This window comes from Streptomyces bungoensis, from assembly GCF_001514215.1.
Taxonomy (GTDB): domain Bacteria; phylum Actinomycetota; class Actinomycetes; order Streptomycetales; family Streptomycetaceae; genus Streptomyces; species Streptomyces bungoensis.
Window position 1 is genome coordinate 112,897 of the sequence record NZ_KQ948867.1, and the last position, 16,729, is coordinate 129,625.

Below are 16,729 nucleotides of genomic sequence, written 5' to 3' on the forward strand. Positions count from 1 at the left end.
ACTTGAGGAGGACGGCCGAGGACCCTTCTCCCAGGTGACGACCGCGCCCCGCGCCGCGGCCTACCGTGTGGCCCGTGACCGAGACGACGCACACGCAGACGACCCCGGCGGGCGGAGCCGAGCGGCCGCGCAGCCCCGAGTGGCGGCTCACCGCGGACGCCCTGCGCGGCCTGCGGCAGGACCTGTTCGACGACGCCTTCGCCTACCGCCCGCTGCCCCGGGCGCGGTCCGGCGGCCGCTCGGGCCGTACGACGCGGTACGCGGGCTGGACACCGCACGCCGCCGTCGTCGCCCTCGGTGCGCTGGCGATGCTGGTCGCGCTGGCGAGCACGAGCGGCTCCGGACTGCCGTCGCTGCTGTGCGGGCTGCTGGCGCTGGGCCCGGTGCTGCTGACCCTGGCGCGTCCGGTGGGCGCGTTCTGGGCGTCGCTCGGCGCTACCACGGTCGCCTCCGTCGTCGGCGGGGCGACCGGCATGGACTGGCCGTGGGGGCCGGGCAGCTTCGTCTCGCACCTGGTGGTGCTCACGGTCGTGGCGATACGTACCCGCCCGCGAACCGCCGCCTGGATGTGGGTGCTCACCGCGCTCTACGGCTTCGTGACCGACACCCTCCTGGGCTGGGACCGCTACGACACGGACGTGGCCCCCATGCTGATCCTGTCGGCGCTGATCCTGCTGGCGGTCACCGTCCGGCACATCCGGCAGGAGGCCCGGCAGGAGGTGACCGCGCAGCAGACGGTGACCGCGGTGGAGCGGTCGCGGCGCACGCTGCTGGAGGAGCGCACCACCATCGCCCGCGAGCTGCACGACGTGGTCGCCCACCACATGTCGGTGGTCGCCATCCAGGCCGAGGCGGCCCCCTACCGGGTGCAGAACCCGCCGCCGGAGCTGGAGAAGGCGTTCGCCACCATCCGGGAGAACGCGGTCGCGGCCCTGACCGAACTGCGCCGGGTGCTGGGCGTCGTCCGCGCGGAGGACCAGGAGGCGCCGGACGCCCCGCAGCCCACCCTCGCCGACCTCGACGCGCTGCTCGCCAACGTGCGGGAGACCGGCCTGGACGTGGCGAAGGCGGTGACCGGCGCGGTGCGGGAACTGCCGCCGGGCGTGGAGCTGTCGGCGTACCGGATCGTGCAGGAGGCGCTCAGCAACACGCTGCGGCACGCGCCGGGGGCGAGCGCCCGGGTGGAGATCGGGTACGTCCTCGGCGGCCTGGGCCTGCGCGTGGTCAACGGCCCGCCGCCCGCCCCCGGTTCGGTGGAGCCGTCACCGGGCGCCGGGCACGGCGTCACCGGCATGCGGGAGCGTGTCTCCATGCTGAACGGTGAGATGACGGCGGGCCCGACGGCGGACGGGGGCTACGAGGTGACGGTGTTCCTGCCGGTGCCGGCGGCCGCCCCCGCGGCCGGGGACACCGGCGACGCCGACGGCATCGAGGACCGGGCATGACGATCCGCGTACTCGTCGCGGACGACCAGATGATGGTCCGCGAGGGCTTCTCCGTCCTGCTGAACGCGATGCCGGGTATCGAGGTCGCCGGCGAGGCCGTGAACGGCCGGGAGGCGGTCCGGCAGGTCCGCGAACTCGCCCCGGACGTGGTCCTGATGGACATCCGCATGCCGGAGCTGAACGGCATCGAGGCGACCCGGGAGATCGTCGCCGCCGACGCGGCCGCCAAGGTGCTGGTGCTGACCACGTTCGACCTGGACGAGTACGTCTATCAGGCGCTGCGGGCCGGGGCTTCCGGGTTCCTGCTGAAGGACGCCTCCGCGCGGCAGCTGGCGGACGGGGTGCGGGTGGTGGCGGCCGGGGAGGCGCTGCTCGCGCCGTCGGTGACGAGACGGCTGATCACCGAGTTCTCCCGGCTGGGGGAGGCCCGGCCGATGATGCCGGGGGCGCTGGCCGCGTACGGGGAGCTGACCGAGCGGGAGACGGAGGTGCTGGTGCTGATCGCGCAGGGCCTGTCGAACGCGGAGATCGCCGGGCGGCTGGTGGTGGCGGAGTCGACGGTCAAGACCCACGTGAGCAGGATCCTGGTGAAGCTGGGCCTCAGGGACCGCACCCAGGCGGCGGTGTTCGCGTACGAGGCGAGGCTGGTCACGCCGGGGTGAGCCGGGCTAGCGTCCGTCCATGGCAGCTGCTGCGGACCTCGCCTTCGACCCCTGGGACCCGGCGTTCGTCGCGGACCCGTACCCGGCCTACGCCGGGCTGCGGGCGCACGGCCGGGTGATCCGGTACGAGCCGACGGACCAGTGGCTGGTCCCGCACCACGCGGACGTCTCGGCCCTGCTGCGGGACCGCCGGCTCGGCCGCACCTACCGGCACCGCTTCTCGCACGAGGAGTTCGGCCGGACCCCGCCCCCGGCGGAGCACGAGCCGTTCCACACCCTGAACGACCACGGCATGCTCGACCTGGAGCCGCCGGACCACACCCGGATCCGGCGCCTGGTGTCCAAGGCGTTCACCCCGCGCACGGTGGAGCGGCTGAAGCCGTACGTGCACGAGCTGGCGGACGGCCTGGTGGCCGCCCTGGTCGAGGCGGGCGGCGGCGACCTGCTCGCGGACGTGGCCGAGCCGCTGCCGGTGGCGGTGATCGCCGAGATGCTCGGCATCCCCGAGGCGGACCGGGCGCAGCTGCGCCCCTGGTCGGCGGACATCTGCGGGATGTACGAGCTGAACCCGTCCGGGGAGACCGCGGCGAGGGCGGTGCGGGCGTCGGTGGAGTTCTCCGGCTACCTGCGGGAGCTGATCGCGGCCCGCCGCGCGGAGCCCGGGGAGGACCTGATCTCCGCTCTGATCGCCGCCCACGACGAGGGTGACCGGCTGACCGAGCAGGAGATGATCTCGACGGCGGTCCTGCTGCTCAACGCCGGCCACGAGGCGACGGTGAACGCCACGGCGAACGGCTGGTGGGCGCTGTTCCGCCACCCCGACCAGCTGGCGGCCCTGCGCGCCGACCACTCCCTCGTCCCCTCGGCCGTGGAGGAGCTGCTGCGTTACGACACCCCGCTGCAGCTGTTCGAGCGGTGGGTGCTGGACGACGTCGAGATCGACGGCACGACGGTCCCGCGCGGCGCGGAGATCGCCCTGCTGTTCGGCTCCGCCAACCACGACCCGGCGGTGTTCACCGACCCCGGCCGCCTGGACCTGACCCGCCGCGACAACCCGCACATCTCCTTCAGCGCCGGCATCCACTACTGCATCGGCGCCCCCCTGGCCCGCATCGAACTGGCGGCCTCGACGAGAGCCCTCCTCGACCGGGCCCCCACGCTGACCCTGACGGCGGAGCCGGAGCGCAGGCCGAACTTCGTGATGCGGGGGTTGCGGGGGCTGGGGGTGGAGGTGCGCTGACCCTCACCCCACCAGATCCCTGCGCCGCATCCCCGCGAGCCCCGCCGCCACCAGCGCCGCCGCCACTCCCGTCAGGACCAGCACCGGCGGCCACTGCATCGTTCCGCCCGGCAGCTTGGGCAGGTGGGCGAAGGGGGAGGTGCCGAGGACGGACCGGGGGAGGTCGAGGGCCGGGCCGATCCAGCCGAGCAGGAGGGCCGCGCCCGCTACGGCCCAGGCCGCCGGGGCCAGCCGGGGCAGCACGCCGTGGAGGAGGACCGCGGCCCCGCCGATCACCCACACCGCCGGGACCTGCACCAGGCAGCCGCCCAGGATCGAGCCGGCCTGCCGGCCGTGGCCTGCCGCGAAGCCCAGCCCCGCCAGCAGCATCAGCCACGCCGTGCCGGCGAAGGCGATCGTCAGGTGGCCGGCCGTCCAGCGCAGCCGGCTCACCGGCCCCGCGAGCAGGGGCTCCGCCCGCCCCGAGGTCTCCTCGGCGTGCAGGCGCAGCACCGCCGAGACGGCGAACAGCCCGGCGAGCAGTCCCATCAGGCCGGTCATCGAGGCGAGGAACGCGTCCGTGATCCCGGCCTGCCCGCCCATCCGCTCGAAGACCTGCCGCGCGCCCGGGTTGTCGCCGACCAGGCCGGCCACCCCGTCGGCCATCCCGCCGTAGACCACCCCGGTGAGGAGGAAGGCCAGCGACCAGCCGAGGACGGCGCCCCGCTGGAGCCGCCAGGCGAGGGCGGCGGCGGAGCCGAGGCGCCCGGTGGCGGGCCCCGGCCGGGTGGGCAGGAAGCTCATGCCGAGGTCGCGGCGGCCGGCGAGGACGTAGGCGGCGGCGGCCTGGACGGCGGTCGCCGCCGCGAGGAGCAGCAGCACCCACCAGCGGTCGCCCGCGAAGGCCCGCGCGTTCTCCAGCCAGCCCAGCGGGGACAGCCACGTCAGGACGGACGACCCGCCGGCCGAGGAGGCGTCGCCCGCCGCGCGCAGCGCGAAGGCCGCGCCGAGCAGCGCCGCCGTCAGCCCCCGGGCGAGCCGGGCGCTCCCGGTCAGCTGGGCCGCGACCGCCGCGGCCGTCGCGAAGACCAGCCCGACGCCCGCCACGCCGAGCCCGAACACCACCGCGCCGCGGGCGCCGAGCGCGGCCAGCCCGGCGGTGATCAGCAGGGCGAGCACGGCGTTCGCGGTGGCCGCCGTGAGCAGGGCGGCGGTCAGCGGGGCCCGGCGGCCGAGCGCGCCGGCGGACAGCAGTTCCTGACGGCCGGACTCCTCCTCGTCCCGGGTATGGCGCACGACGACGAGCAGGCTCATCACGGCCGCGAGGACGCCCGCGTAGACGCCGACGCGCCAGGCGGTCAGCGCGCCGAGGGAGTCGTCGAAGACGGGGCCGACGAGGGCGCGCAGGGAGCCGTCGGCGTTCATCTGCCGCATCAGCGCGGCGCGTTCGGGGGCGGTGCCGTAGAGGCCGGCGAGCGACTTCGGCATGGACAGGACCATCAGCGCGTTGACGGCGATCCAGACCGGGAGCAGGGCCCGGTCGCGGCGCAGCGAGAACCGCAGCAGCGTACCCGTGCCGGCGAGGGCGGTCATGCCGGAACCTCGCTGAGGTCGGTGGCCTCGTCCCGGTAGTGCCGCAGGAACAGCTCCTCCAGCGTCGGCGGGGTCGAGGTCAGCGAGCGGACCCCGGAGGCGGTCAGCGAGCGCAGGACGCCGTCCAGCCGGTCGGTGTCGACCTGGAGCCGGACCCGGCGGCCCTGGACGTCCAGGTCGTGCACGCCGGGCAGGTCCGCCAGGCCGTCGGGCGGGCCGGCGAGTTCGGCGGTCACGCTGGTGCGGGTCAGATGGCGCAGGTCGGCGAGCGAACCGCTCTCCACCGTCCGCCCCCTGCGGATGATGCTGACCCGGTCGCAGAGCTGCTCCACCTCGCTGAGGAGGTGGGAGGAGAGCAGGACCGTGCGGCCGCGCGAGCGCTCCTCCTCGACGCAGGAGCGGAAGACGTCCTCCATCAGCGGGTCCAGGCCCGAGGTCGGCTCGTCCAGGATCAGCAGGTCCACGTCGGAGGCGAAGGCGGCGACCAGGGCGACCTTCTGCCGGTTCCCCTTGGAGTAGGCGCGGCCCTTCTTGGTGGGGTCGAGTTCGAAGCGCTCGGTCAGCTCCGCGCGCCGCCGCGCGTCCAGGCCCCCGCGCAGGCGGCCGTAGAGGTCGATGACCTCGCCGCCGGAGAGGTTGCGCCACAGGGTGACGTCGCCGGGGACGTAGGCGATCCGGCGGTGCACCTCCACGGCGTCCCGCCAGGGGTCGCGGCCCAGCACCTGCGCGGCGCCCGCGTCGGCGCGCAGCAGGCCGAGCAGGACGCGCAGGGCGGTCGACTTGCCGGCGCCGTTGGGGCCCAGGAAGCCGTGCACCTCACCGGCCTCGACGGTCAGGTCGAGGCCGTCCAGCGCGTGCGTCCGGCCGAAGGACTTGTGCAGCCCGCGGACCGTGATTGCCTTCGTCATGGCTCCGAACGTACGCGTCTTTCACAAATTTGTGAAGTTACCGAAGGTCCCTAACGGTGGGTACGGTGGACCCATGACGGAAGCGGTGGGGCGGGACCCGGAGGCGGTCTCGGCGTTCGTGGAGCACTTCGCGGCCCAGCTGGTCGAGGCGGGCGTACCGCGCATGCCGGCCCGGGTCTTCGCCGCGCTGCTCGCCTCCGACACCGGCACCCTCACCTCGGCCGAGCTGGCCGGACAGCTGAGGATCAGCCCCGCCGCCGTCTCCGGCGCCGTGCGCTACCTCGCCCAGGTCCACCTGATCTCCCGCGAGCGCGAGCCCGGCTCGCGCCGGGAGCGGTACCGGGTGCACAGCGACCAGTGGTACGAGGCGCTCACCAGCCGCGAGGCGATCATCAAGCGCTGGGAGGCCGCCCTGAGCGAGGGCGTGGCCCGCCTGGGACCCGAGAGCCCAGCGGGCCGCAGACTGGCCGAGACGCTGGACTTCTTCGAGTTCATCGAGAAGGACGTGGCCGGGATGATGGAGCGCTGGCGCGCCTACCGGGACCGGAAGTACGGCTGAGCGCGCCGCGGCCCCGGCTCAGGAGGACGGCAGCACCAGTCCCCAGGCCTGCTCCGCCACCCGCCACGTCCTGCGCCGCACCGGGCCCGAGACCGCCGAGTCCGCCCGGTAGCGGAAGTCGGCGCCCACCACGGTCACCGTGCGGCCGGAGGCGTGCAGCGGCGTCGCCTCCGCGCCCACCGACACGGGGTGGACCTCCACCCGGGCCAGGCCGCCCGGGCCCGGGGTCACCGACACCGTCTCCACCGGGTGGTCCAGGTCCACCACCGTCGCGCCGTCCACCTCCACCCGGACCCGGGCCGGCCCGGGGGAGGGGATGGTCGCCAGACGGGGCGGGCGCGGGGCCAGGGTGCGCACCAGGGAGCGGTACCAGGGGCGGCCCGAGGAGACGGCCACCGGCTCGGCGACGGCCACCCGCGCCGGCGCCGGCGGAATGCCGAGCGCGCCCAGCACCACCCCGTCGCTGTCGTCCACCAGCAGGTCCAGGCGCCGCTCCGCCCCCTCCAGCACGGCCCGCGCGGCCGCCACGGCCCCCGTGGGCACGCCCAGGGACCCCGCCAGGCCCACCGCGGCGCCCACCGGCACCAGCGACAGCGCGCATCCGGCCAGTTCCCGGTGGCGGTGCAGCAGCGTCACGGCGCGGACCAGCGCCCGGTCGTCGCCGACCACGACCGGGCGCCGGGACCCGCGCCTGCGAAGCGCCCGGGCGAATTCCTCGGGCCCCTCCGGCAGGCACACCTTCATGGCCGCACCCGCGCTGAGCACGTCTTTCGCGATCCGTACGGACTCCCCGTCCCTCTGCCGGGCCGCCGGGTCGATGATCACCAGCAGCTGATCGGACGTCGCGAAAGTCGCCACCTCGGTCCTGCCTCGCTTCCTCGGGTAGCATCTTTGTGCAAGAGCCCCTTGCGCTATTGCGCCAGGGGCTTCGTCTATTCCGGGGCATCCGGTCCGACGGTTGTGCGACCAAAGGCGGTCGCGGTGGTGCGCGGCGGTGAACCTTACGCCCAAGCCCCCGACCTTGGACATGCCCCGCCCGGAAGGGGTGTACGCGCGTGCCCGCACTTGTGCTGCTCGGTGCTCAGTGGGGTGACGAAGGCAAGGGAAAGGCGACGGATCTTCTCGGTGGCTCCGTCGATTATGTGGTGCGGTACCAGGGCGGCAACAACGCCGGTCACACGGTCGTCGTCGGCGACCAGAAGTACGCACTCCACCTCCTCCCTTCCGGAATCCTCTCGCCCGGCTGTACGCCGGTCATCGGTAACGGTGTCGTCGTCGACCCGTCGGTCCTGCTCTCCGAGCTGAGCGGTCTGAACGAGCGTGGCGTCGACACGTCCAAGCTCCTGATCAGCGGTAACGCGCACGTCATCACGCCGTACAACGTGACCGTCGACAAGGTGACGGAGCGTTTCCTCGGCAAGCGCAAGATCGGCACCACCGGCCGCGGCATCGGCCCGACCTACGCGGACAAGATCAACCGCGTGGGCATCCGGGTGCAGGACCTCTACGACGAGTCGATCCTCACCCAGAAGGTCGAGGCGGCCCTCGACGCCAAGAACCAGATCCTCACCAAGCTCTACAACCGCCGCGCGATCGCCGCCGGCCAGGTGGTCGAGGAGCTGCTGGGCTACGCCGAGCAGATCAGGCCGTACGTCGCCGACACCGTCCTGGTCCTGAACCAGGCGCTGGAGGAGAACAAGGTCGTCCTGTTCGAGGGCGGCCAGGGCACCCTCCTGGACATCGACCACGGCACCTACCCCTTCGTCACCTCCAGCAACCCCACCGCGGGCGGTGCCTGCACCGGCGCGGGCGTGGGCCCGACGAAGATCAGCCGCGTGATCGGCATCCTCAAGGCGTACACCACCCGCGTCGGCGCCGGCCCCTTCCCCACGGAGCTCTTCGACGAGGACGGCGACGCACTGCGCCGCATCGGCGGCGAGCGGGGCGTCACCACCGGCCGTGACCGCCGCTGCGGCTGGTTCGACGCGGTCATCGCCCGCTACGCGACCCGCGTGAACGGCCTGACCGACTTCTTCCTCACCAAGCTCGACGTCCTCACCGGCTGGGAGCAGATCCCGGTCTGCGTGGCGTACGAGATCGACGGCGAGCGCGTCGAGGAACTCCCGTACTCCCAGAGTGACTTCCACCACGCGAAGCCGGTCTACGAGATGCTGCCGGGCTGGTCCGAGGACATCAGCAAGGCCAAGTCGTTCTCCGACCTCCCGAAGAACGCGCAGGCCTACGTGAAGGCGCTGGAGGAGATGTCCGGCGCCCCGATCTCCGCGATCGGCGTGGGCCCGGGCCGGGACGAGACGATCGAGATCAACTCGTTCCTGTAAACCCGCACCGCCTGCCGCCCGCCGCCGCGCCCCCCGGGGCGTGGCGGCGGGCGGCTCGTCGTGTGCCGCACGATCATTCCAACAATTGACCTGGACATGGCCTGTTCCTGGTTCCCGGCCGATGGGGCGCCGAGAAGCATCTACGCGGGTAGCCCCCCGCACGGCACGTCATCCACTCGCGTCCACGCCAGCCTCCCAGGAGCACCGCATGACCCACAGCCCCATGAACCGCCGGGAGTTCGTGAAGAAGTCGGCCGTCACCGGGGCGGCCGTCGCCGCCGCCGGCACCGTCGCGGCGGGCCCCGCCCAGGCGGCCGAGCAGGAGCCCGCATGCAAGCCGCGCACCTGGTCGTTCTCCGTCCTCGGCACCACCGACCTGCACAGCCACGTCTTCGACTGGGACTACTACAAGGACGCGCCCTACACCGACAAGGCGGGCAACTCGGTGGGGGTGGCGCGGGTCGCCACGCTCATCAAGCAGCAGCGGGAGGCCAAGGGCGAGGACCGGGTCCTGCTCGTCGACGCCGGTGACATCATCCAGGGCACCTCCCTGGCCTACTACTTCGCGCGCGTCGACCCCATCACCGGCGGCACCGAGCACCCGATGGCCGCCGCCATGAACCACATGCGCTACGACGCCGCCGCCCTCGGCAACCACGAGTTCAACTACGGCATCGACGTGCTGCGCAAGTTCGAGAGCCAGTGCCGTTTCCCGCTGCTGGGCGCCAACGCCCTCGACGCGAAGACGCTGCGGCCCGCGTTCCCGCCGTACACCGTGAAGACGATCCGCGTGCCGCACGCGCCCGACATCAAGGTCGGCATCCTCGGCCTCACCAACCCCGGCATCGCGCTGTGGGACAAGGACAACGTCAGCGGGAGGATGGTGTTCCCCGGCCTCGTCGAGCAGGCGAAGAAGTACGTGCCCAGACTCCGTGCGCTGGGCTGCGACGTGGTGTTCCTGACCGACCACTCCGGCCTGGACGGCTCCTCCTCCTACGGCGACGAACTGCCCTACGTGGAGAACGCCTCCAACCTCGTCGCCGAGCAGGTGCCCGGCATCGACGCGATCCTCGTCGGCCACACCCACGTCGAGGTGCCGTCGTACACGGTGAAGAACGCGGAGACCGGCGAGGACGTCCTGCTGTCGGAGCCGTACTGCTGGGGCTACCGCCTCAGCGTCTTCGACTTCGAGCTCGAACTCCACCACGGCCAGTGGAAGGTGACGGGCAAGAAGGCGCAGACCCTCAACCCGAACACGGTGGACGAGGACCCGGAGATCAGGAAGCTCCTGGAGGCCGACCACGAGCTGGTCGTGAAGTACGTCAACACGGCCGTCGGCACCTGCACCGCGGACCTCTCGGCGGCCGACTCCTGCTGGCGGGACGTGCCCATCATGGACTTCATCCACAAGGTGCAGGCGGACACGGTGAAGGCGGGGCTGTCCACCGCGGACGCCGCCCTGCCGCTGATCTCGGTCGCCGCGCCCTTCAGCCGCACCGCCGACATCCCCCAGGGCAGCGTCACCATCAAGGACATCGCCGGGCTCTACATCTACGACAACACCCTCTACGGCAAGAAGCTGACGGGTGCCCAGCTGAAGGACTACCTGGAGTACGCGGCGAAGTACTACCACCAGGTGCCGGCAGGCACGAAGGTCGACACCGCGACCCTCACCAACGCCAACAACTTCTGGGACTACATGTACGACACCGCGGCGGGCGTCGACTACGAGATCGACATCGCGCAGCCCGAGGGCTCGCGCATCAGGAACCTGACGTACGGCGGCGCGCCGGTCGCCGACGACCAGGTCTTCGTCGTGGCCGTCAACAACTACCGCGCGAACGGCGGCTCCGGCTACCCGCACATCGCCTCGGCCGACATCGCGTACAGCTCCACCAACGAGATCCGCCAGCTGATGATCGACTACGTGACGGCGAAGAAGACCCTCGACCCGGCCGACTTCGCGGTCACCAACTGGAAGCTGACCCAGGACGGGACGCCGGTGTTCTGAGCCTGCCCTGATCAGGCCCCGCCTGATCAGGAGTTCGGCCCGGTCAGCTGAACACGATCATCGACCCCTGCGCCAGGGACCGCGTCGCCGCCGCGTGCAGCCCGAGCCACACGTGCCGCTCGCGGGCGAAGGGGCTGGGGTCGTACGGCGCCGGCGCGGCCGGCTGCTCCAGCTCCGTCGGGGCGGTGGGGGGCGCCGGCGCGGCCGGGGGGTTGGCCGGGTCGATGCCGATCGTGGGGGCCACGTACTCCAGCTCGCGCAGCAGGGCCTGCGAGGAGCCCAGCGGGCCCCCGCCCTCCAGCAGTTCGTCGGTGGACAGCGGGTGCGGGAAGTCGACCGGGACGTACGCGCCCGCGTGGTCGTAGTGCCAGACCAGGTGCGACTGCTGGGCGGTGGACTCGAACATCTCCAGCAACTGCTCGTAGTCGCCGCCGAGTTCGTCCACCGGGGTGACCGGCAGGCCGCACACCTGGAGCAGGTAGACCCGGCGCAGGAAGTGCAGCGCGTCGTAGTCGAAGCCGGCCACCGGGGCGACCTCGCCGGACAGGCCCGGCATGTACTGGTAGACCGGCACCGGCGGCAGTCCGGCCGCGGCCAGCGCGTCGTTGTAGTGCGCGAGTTCCTCGGCGAACGGGTTGTCCGGGGTGTGGCACAACACGTCGACGAGCGGTACCAGCCACAGGTCACAGGCCAAAGAGGGCTCCTCGCATCGGCGGGCGCGCGGTTCACGCACGGCAGCGGGTGGTCAGGGAAGGGTAATCGGTCGGGCCCCGGCTCAGCTCCTCCCGTGCGAGCCGTGCAGGTCCCATACCCATACACCGTCGGTCCACCTGCCGTCCCGGCCGGTCAGCTTGCGCAGGGTCGTGCGCAGGGCGTCGTCGTGGGGCTGGGGGGTGAGCACCAGGGCGCCCGCCCGCCAGTGGGCGAGGTCCCGGGCGGCCCGGGCCCGCTCCCGCTCGCCGATCAGCGGGACCAGGCCGGTCCAGCCGACCTCGCGGAGCAGGCCGGAGGTGAAGCGCGGGGCGGCGCCGTAGGTGCCGGTGCGGTCCGTGCCCCGGGGGCCGTTGAAGTAGCCGCCGGGCAGCTTGAAGGCGAGGTGGGCGGCTGTCTGCCAGTGCAGCGCCTCCGCGTCGCCGGAGTCCGGCAGCGGCACGGGGACCAGGGTCTCGCCGTCGCGGACGTGCCGGCGCCAGGAGCCGTCCGCGACGAACGCCGGCACGGCCGCCCGGTCCGCGGACCGCAGCGGCGCCGGAACCAGCGGCAGCAGCGCCACGGCGACGCCGAGCAGGCCCAGGTACCGGCTGCCGGGCTGCGGGGAGGCGGCGGCGCGGTCGACGGCGAGCGCCAGCAGGATGCCGAGCGCGGGGGCGCAGATCATCGCCAGCCGGCCCTCGATGACCGACTCCAGCAGCGGCAGACGGCCGAGCAGCGCCCAGGGGCCGGGGCAGACGACTCCGGTGCCCGGCAGCGGGATCCGCGGGCCGAGGGAGAGCACGGCGGCGGCCACCGCCGTGAACGCCAGCGCCTTGACCAGGGCACTGCGCCACAGTCGCACGACGATCGCCGCGGCGACGGCGGTCAGCGGCCAGCCGTAGAAGGCGTTCTGCTCGGTGGGGTTGAGGGAGAGCGAGCCGGCGGTCGTCCGGGGGCCGCCCGCGAGCAGCGAGCGGTCGGCGAAGGCGATCAGGGACAGGGGGCTGTTGCCCGCGTCGTCGCCGTGCGCGATGCTCCCGTAGCTCTGCGGCCCGGCGAACTGCCAGTACAGCGGGTACGCCACCAGGGGCAGGCAGACCGCCGCGGCGATCAGCAGGCCCGTCAGCAGCGGCCGCCAGGCGCCGCGGGCCACGTCCCGGCGTACGGCCCCGTACGCGGCCGCGAACAGCAGCATCCCGAGCGACGCCAGCAGCAGCGGCTCCTCGCCGAGGAAGACCTGGTAGGCGCTCATCAGGCCGAGGACGATCCCGTTCCGGACCACGCCGGCGCCCGCGGCCAGGCGCAGGGCGCGATCGACGATCAGCGGGATCATGAAGAGGACGACGAAGTTGGGGTGCGCGTTGGCGTGGCTGACCATGGGCGGCGCGAACGCCGCGAGGGACGCGCCGGTGAAGGCCGCCCAGCGCCTTCGTACGACCCGCTTCACGATCAGCCAGTACCAGGCGGCGGCGGTGGCGGCCAGGCCCAGCGTCATGCACAGGCTGAGGGAGACGGCCGGGCCCCACAGCAGGGTGACCGGCGTGAGGGGCACCGACAGGCCCAGCATCACCGTGTTGGCCATCAGGTTCACGCCGTCGGGGAAGCCCTGGAGGTCGGTGAACAGGGGATCGCGCAGGTGGGCCACGTTGTCCGCGGTGACCGCGAAGAACCACTCCCACTGGTTCTGGTCCTGCAGGGAGTCGGTGAGGTACCGGTGGGCGGGGTCGAAGAAGCGGCCCGCGTACAGCGCCACCGACATGAGCAGGAACAGGGTGGCGGCCAGCAGGTCGGCGGGGCGCGGGACGCGGGCGGCCCGGAGCCGGGCCAGGTCGGTGAGGGCGCGGGCGTAGTCGAGGGGGCCGACCTTGGAGCCGGGCCGGTGGCTCCAGCGGACCGGGACCTCGGCGACGGGCCAGCCCGCGCGCTGGAAGTGGCGCAGCACCTCCACGTCGATGCCCCAGCCGTCGAGCCGGGCGGCACCGAAGGCCGCGCGGGCGCGGTCGCCGTCGAACAGCTTGAACCCGCACTGGGTGTCCCGGATGCCGGGCACGGCGGTCCGCCGTATCAGCACCTTCCCGGCCCGGCCGAGCAGCTCGCGGACCCGGTGCTGGCGGCCGGCTATGTCGGCACCGGCGACGCAGCGGGAGGCGATCGCCGCACGGGCGCCCTCGGCGAGCGCCTTGTCGAGCCGGTCGAGCTCCTCGATGGGAGCGGAGAGGTCGGCGTCCGTGACCAGCACCCGGCGCCCCCGGGAGGCGGCGACGCCGAGGCGCAGGGCGTGGCCCTTGCCCCGGTGCCGGGAACTGCCGACCAGGCGCACGCGCGGATGGCCGAGTGCCGGAAGACTCCGGGTGCCGTCGGTGGACCCGTCGTCGACGACGACCACCTCCCACGGCCGGGGCTCGTTGCCGGTCAGATGGGCGGTGATGGCGTCGAGGGTGGGGCCGAGGCGGTGTTCCTCGTTGTAGGCGGGGATGACGACGGTGAGGTCCACGGGGGCGACAGGGTCGGCCGGGTCCGCGAGGGCGTCCGGGTCTCCCGGGTCCGCCGCCGGGCCTGCCGGGACCCCAGGGGCCTCCGGGGCCTCCAGGACCCCCGTCCCCAGGCCATTCGGGTCCACCGGGTTCATCTGGCCGCTCGGGTCCACCGAACCGGCCGGGTCTCGCGGGCCGAATGGTCCGGCCGGAGCTGCCGGGGCTGCCGGGTCTGCCTGGACCGGGACCCCAGGGACCTTCAGGACCGCCGGGCCATCCGGGACCGCCGGGTTCAGCGGGTCATGCGCGTCCGCCGAATCGGCCGGGTCCCGCGGATCGACCGGGTCTTCCGGGCCCGTCGGGTCGATCGGTTCGGTCGAGTCGGACGGGCGGTCCGGAACGACCGGGTCGCCCGGGTCCGCGGGGGCCGCCCCCCTCATTCCGCCGCCACGCGTTCCAGCAGGGACAGGGAGTGGGCGTTCGCGGCGGCGACGATCGCCTGGGCCGAGGCGGTCTCGCGGTGGGCCAGGGCGTCGACCAGGTCGGTGTGGCGGGCCCACAGGCAGCCCCGGACGTCGGGCAGCCGGCGCAGGTGCTGGACCGCGCACACCCAGGACCGCACGCGCAGCCGGTCCAGGAAGTCGGCGAGGTAGGGATTGCCGAACAGGCCGCTCAGCTCGCGCCAGAATCGCAGGTCGTAGCCGATGAGCACGGTCAGGTCGCCGGACGCAGCCGCCCGCTGGGCCTCCTCGCCGCGCCGGCGCACCGCGGCGAGGGACGCCGCCGTGCGCGGGCCGCCCAGGTCGGCGAAGACCGGATGGCCCGCGGTGAGCGCCTGGAACATGCCGTCGGTGACCAGGCTGCGGGCCTCGATCATGTCCCGGTAGTCGGCGAGGGAGTACTCGGGGACGCGGAAGCCCCGGTGCTGGTCGGCCTCGAGGATGCCCTGCGCGGACAGGTCGACGAGCGCCTCGCGGACCGGGGTCGCCGAGACGCCGTACTGCTCGGCGATCTCCTTCACGGTGAACGCCCGGCCCGGCCGCAACCGCCCCGCCAGCACCTCGTCGCGCAGCGCGTCCGCGATCTGCTGGCGCAGGGTGCTGCGCGTCACGGCGCCATTGCCCGGCATCGTCGGGGCCTCTCCTCACGCGTTCGGGTGACGTACTCGCACGTACTCGCCATCTCTTACGAGCACGTCACCTTACGCGTTCGAATTACCCCGGCGGCAGGTGCCGCTCGGCTACACGGTGTAGGTGTCGGCCACACCCAGCGCGGTGTCCAGGGCGGCCAGGCCCTCCTTCAGCTCGGCCTCCGTCACGTTGCACGGCGGCACGACATGGGTGCGGTTCATGTTCACGAACGGCCACACGCCGTGCTGCTTCGCGGCGGCCGCGAACGCGGTCATGGGGGCGTTCGCCTCGCCGGCCGCGTTGTACGGCACCAGCGGCTCCCGGGTCTCCCGGTTCCGGACCAGCTCCAGCGCCCAGAACATGCCGACGCCGCGCACCTCGCCCACGCTCGGGTGCCGCTCCGCCAGCTCGGCGAGGGCCGGGCCGAGGACCGTCTCGCCGAGCCGCTTGGCGTTCTCGACCACGCCCTCCTCCGCCATCGCGTTGATCGTGGCGACGGCGGCCGCGCAGGCCAGCGGGTGCCCGGAGTAGGTGAGGCCGCCGGGGTAGGGCCGCTTGCCGAAGGTCTCGGCGATCTCCGCGGAGATGGCGACACCGCCGAGCGGGACGTAACCCGAGTTCACGCCCTTGGCGAAGGTCATCAGGTCCGGTACGACACCGGACAGGTCGGCCGCGAACCACTCGCCGGTGCGGCCGAACCCGGCCATGACCTCGTCCAGGACGAACACGATGCCGTACTTGTCGCACAGCTCGCGGACCCCGGCCAGGTAGCCGGGCGGCGGGACCATGATCCCGGCGGTGCCGGGGATGGTCTCCAGGATGATCGCCGCGACGGTGCCCGGACCCTCGAAGGCGATCGTCGTCTCCAGGTGCTCCAGCGCCCGCGCCGTCTCCTGCTCCTCGGTCTCGGCGTAGAAGCGGGAGCGGTAGAGGAACGGCGCCCAGAAGTGGACGACACCGGCGGTGGCGCTGTCGGAGGCCCAGCGGCGCGGGTCGCCGGTGATGTTCACGGCCTGCTGGGTGCCGCCGTGGTACGAGCGGTACGCCGAGAGCACCTTCGGGCGGCCCGTGTGCAGCCGGGCCATGCGCACCGCGTGCTCGACGGCGTCCGCGCCGCCGTTGGTGAAGAAGATCTTGTCCAGGTCGCCCGGCGTCCGCTCGGCGATCAGCCGGGCCGCCTCCGAGCGCGCCTCGACGGCGAACGCGGGCGCGAACGTCGTCATCCTCGCGGCCTGCTCCTGGATCGCGGCGACGACCTTGGGGTGCTGGTAGCCGATGTTGGTGTAGACGAGCCCGCTGGTGAAGTCCAGGTAGCGCTTGCCGTCGTAGTCCCAGAAGTACGAACCCTCGGCGCCGGCGACGGCGAGCGGGTCGATGAGGTCCTGGGCGGACCAGGAGTGGAAGACGTGCGCACGGTCCGCGGCCTTCACCGCGGCGCCGGCTTCGGGATGGGGCTGAGGGGTCATGCGGGCGAGCGTAGGCGGACGCGGCCCCGGCGCGACATCGGCGTCCTGTTCCGTGGGCGGGGGGAAATCGCGACAGGTTGTCGAAGGGGAGCGGCTCCGCGGGGACTGGGCGCCGCGCGCGAGGGCGCGAATGGCGCGACCGCGTGCCCCGTGCGCGCCGGGCGCGAGCCGCGGAACCGCCCTGTTACGGAACCGTAGACGCGGGCCCGCGCGGCGCCGCCCGCGACCGC

General features: G+C 73.3%; 13 protein-coding genes. 6 read left to right on the forward strand and 7 right to left on the reverse strand.

Annotation, left to right across the window (positions count from 1 at the left end):
* Positions 1-74 precede the first annotated feature (74 nt).
* Genes AQJ66_RS27755 through AQJ66_RS27765 form a run of 3 tightly spaced genes read left to right on the forward strand, consistent with a single transcriptional unit; the run spans position 75 to position 3,347 of the window.
* Positions 75-1,445: a sensor histidine kinase gene (locus tag AQJ66_RS27755; RefSeq protein WP_208611473.1), complete on the forward strand. Its 1,371-nt coding sequence runs from the start codon at positions 75-77 to the stop codon at positions 1,443-1,445.
* Positions 1,442-2,107: a response regulator gene (locus AQJ66_RS27760; protein ID WP_061927521.1), complete on the forward strand. Its 666-nt coding sequence runs from the start codon at positions 1,442-1,444 to the stop codon at positions 2,105-2,107. Before AQJ66_RS27755 ends, AQJ66_RS27760 begins: the two co-directional genes overlap by 4 nt.
* A 19-nt stretch (positions 2,108-2,126) precedes the next feature.
* Positions 2,127-3,347 carry a cytochrome P450 gene (locus tag AQJ66_RS27765; protein WP_061927523.1) on the forward strand — a complete coding sequence of 407 codons (1,221 nt, stop codon included), beginning with the start codon at positions 2,127-2,129 and terminating at the stop codon, positions 3,345-3,347.
* Positions 3,348-3,350: 3 nt separating this feature from the next.
* Here AQJ66_RS27765 and AQJ66_RS27770 read toward each other — a convergent pair whose 3' ends face one another.
* Positions 3,351-4,919, reverse strand: a complete 1,569-nt coding sequence (locus AQJ66_RS27770) for an ABC transporter permease (RefSeq protein WP_061927525.1) — start codon at positions 4,917-4,919, stop codon at positions 3,351-3,353.
* Positions 4,916-5,827 carry an ABC transporter ATP-binding protein gene (locus AQJ66_RS27775; RefSeq protein ID WP_061927527.1) on the reverse strand — a complete coding sequence of 304 codons (912 nt, stop codon included), beginning with the start codon at positions 5,825-5,827 and terminating at the stop codon, positions 4,916-4,918. The genes AQJ66_RS27770 and AQJ66_RS27775 overlap by 4 nt, the downstream gene beginning before the upstream one ends.
* 73 nt (positions 5,828-5,900) lie before the next feature.
* Here AQJ66_RS27775 and AQJ66_RS27780 point away from each other — a divergent pair, with 73 nt between their 5' ends.
* Positions 5,901-6,386: a GbsR/MarR family transcriptional regulator gene (locus AQJ66_RS27780; protein ID WP_061927529.1), complete on the forward strand. Its 486-nt coding sequence runs from the start codon at positions 5,901-5,903 to the stop codon at positions 6,384-6,386.
* Between the two features lie 18 nt (positions 6,387-6,404).
* On the opposite strand, the gene AQJ66_RS27785 is transcribed toward AQJ66_RS27780, so the two are convergent.
* Positions 6,405-7,244 (reverse strand): diacylglycerol kinase family protein, encoded by an 840-nt coding sequence (locus AQJ66_RS27785; RefSeq protein ID WP_061927531.1) that lies wholly within the window; start codon positions 7,242-7,244, stop codon positions 6,405-6,407.
* 197 nt (positions 7,245-7,441) lie between these two features.
* Between AQJ66_RS27785 and AQJ66_RS27790 the strand changes: the two genes are divergently transcribed.
* Positions 7,442-8,725, forward strand: coding sequence for an adenylosuccinate synthase (locus AQJ66_RS27790; RefSeq protein WP_061927533.1), 1,284 nt, complete (start codon positions 7,442-7,444; stop codon positions 8,723-8,725).
* Between the two features lie 208 nt (positions 8,726-8,933).
* Positions 8,934-10,736: a bifunctional metallophosphatase/5'-nucleotidase gene (locus AQJ66_RS27795; protein WP_061927535.1), complete on the forward strand. Its 1,803-nt coding sequence runs from the start codon at positions 8,934-8,936 to the stop codon at positions 10,734-10,736.
* 43 nt (positions 10,737-10,779) lie between these two features.
* Here the strand turns inward: AQJ66_RS27795 and AQJ66_RS27800 are convergent, their stop codons facing one another.
* From AQJ66_RS27800 to AQJ66_RS27815, 4 genes are all read right to left on the reverse strand, one after another.
* Positions 10,780-11,430: a hypothetical protein gene (locus AQJ66_RS27800; RefSeq protein WP_061927537.1), complete on the reverse strand. Its 651-nt coding sequence runs from the start codon at positions 11,428-11,430 to the stop codon at positions 10,780-10,782.
* Positions 11,431-11,511: 81 nt separating this feature from the next.
* Positions 11,512-13,923 carry a dolichyl-phosphate beta-glucosyltransferase gene (locus AQJ66_RS27805; protein ID WP_061927668.1) on the reverse strand — a complete coding sequence of 804 codons (2,412 nt, stop codon included), beginning with the start codon at positions 13,921-13,923 and terminating at the stop codon, positions 11,512-11,514.
* A 416-nt stretch (positions 13,924-14,339) separates the two neighbouring features.
* On the reverse strand, positions 14,340-15,032 hold the full coding sequence (locus AQJ66_RS27810; protein WP_061927539.1) for a GntR family transcriptional regulator: 693 nt from the start codon (positions 15,030-15,032) through the stop codon (positions 14,340-14,342).
* Between the two features lie 111 nt (positions 15,033-15,143).
* On the reverse strand, positions 15,144-16,499 hold the full coding sequence (locus AQJ66_RS27815; RefSeq protein ID WP_061927541.1) for an aspartate aminotransferase family protein: 1,356 nt from the start codon (positions 16,497-16,499) through the stop codon (positions 15,144-15,146).
* Positions 16,500-16,729 lie beyond the last annotated feature (230 nt).

Bases quoted from the DNA above. Each gene is read 5' to 3' on its own strand.
- AQJ66_RS27760 (WP_061927521.1), top strand. From the start codon at position 1,442: ATGACGATCCGCGTACTCGTCGCGGACGACCAGATGATGGTCCGCGAG.
- AQJ66_RS27765 (WP_061927523.1), top strand. From the start codon at position 2,127: ATGGCAGCTGCTGCGGACCTCGCCTTCGACCCCTGGGACCCGGCGTTC.
- AQJ66_RS27770 (WP_061927525.1), bottom strand. From the start codon at position 4,919: ATGACCGCCCTCGCCGGCACGGGTACGCTGCTGCGGTTCTCGCTGCGC.
- AQJ66_RS27775 (WP_061927527.1), bottom strand. From the start codon at position 5,827: ATGACGAAGGCAATCACGGTCCGCGGGCTGCACAAGTCCTTCGGCCGG.
- AQJ66_RS27780 (WP_061927529.1), top strand. From the start codon at position 5,901: ATGACGGAAGCGGTGGGGCGGGACCCGGAGGCGGTCTCGGCGTTCGTG.
- AQJ66_RS27795 (WP_061927535.1), top strand. From the start codon at position 8,934: ATGACCCACAGCCCCATGAACCGCCGGGAGTTCGTGAAGAAGTCGGCC.
- AQJ66_RS27810 (WP_061927539.1), bottom strand. From the start codon at position 15,032: ATGCCGGGCAATGGCGCCGTGACGCGCAGCACCCTGCGCCAGCAGATC.
- AQJ66_RS27815 (WP_061927541.1), bottom strand. From the start codon at position 16,499: ATGACCCCTCAGCCCCATCCCGAAGCCGGCGCCGCGGTGAAGGCCGCG.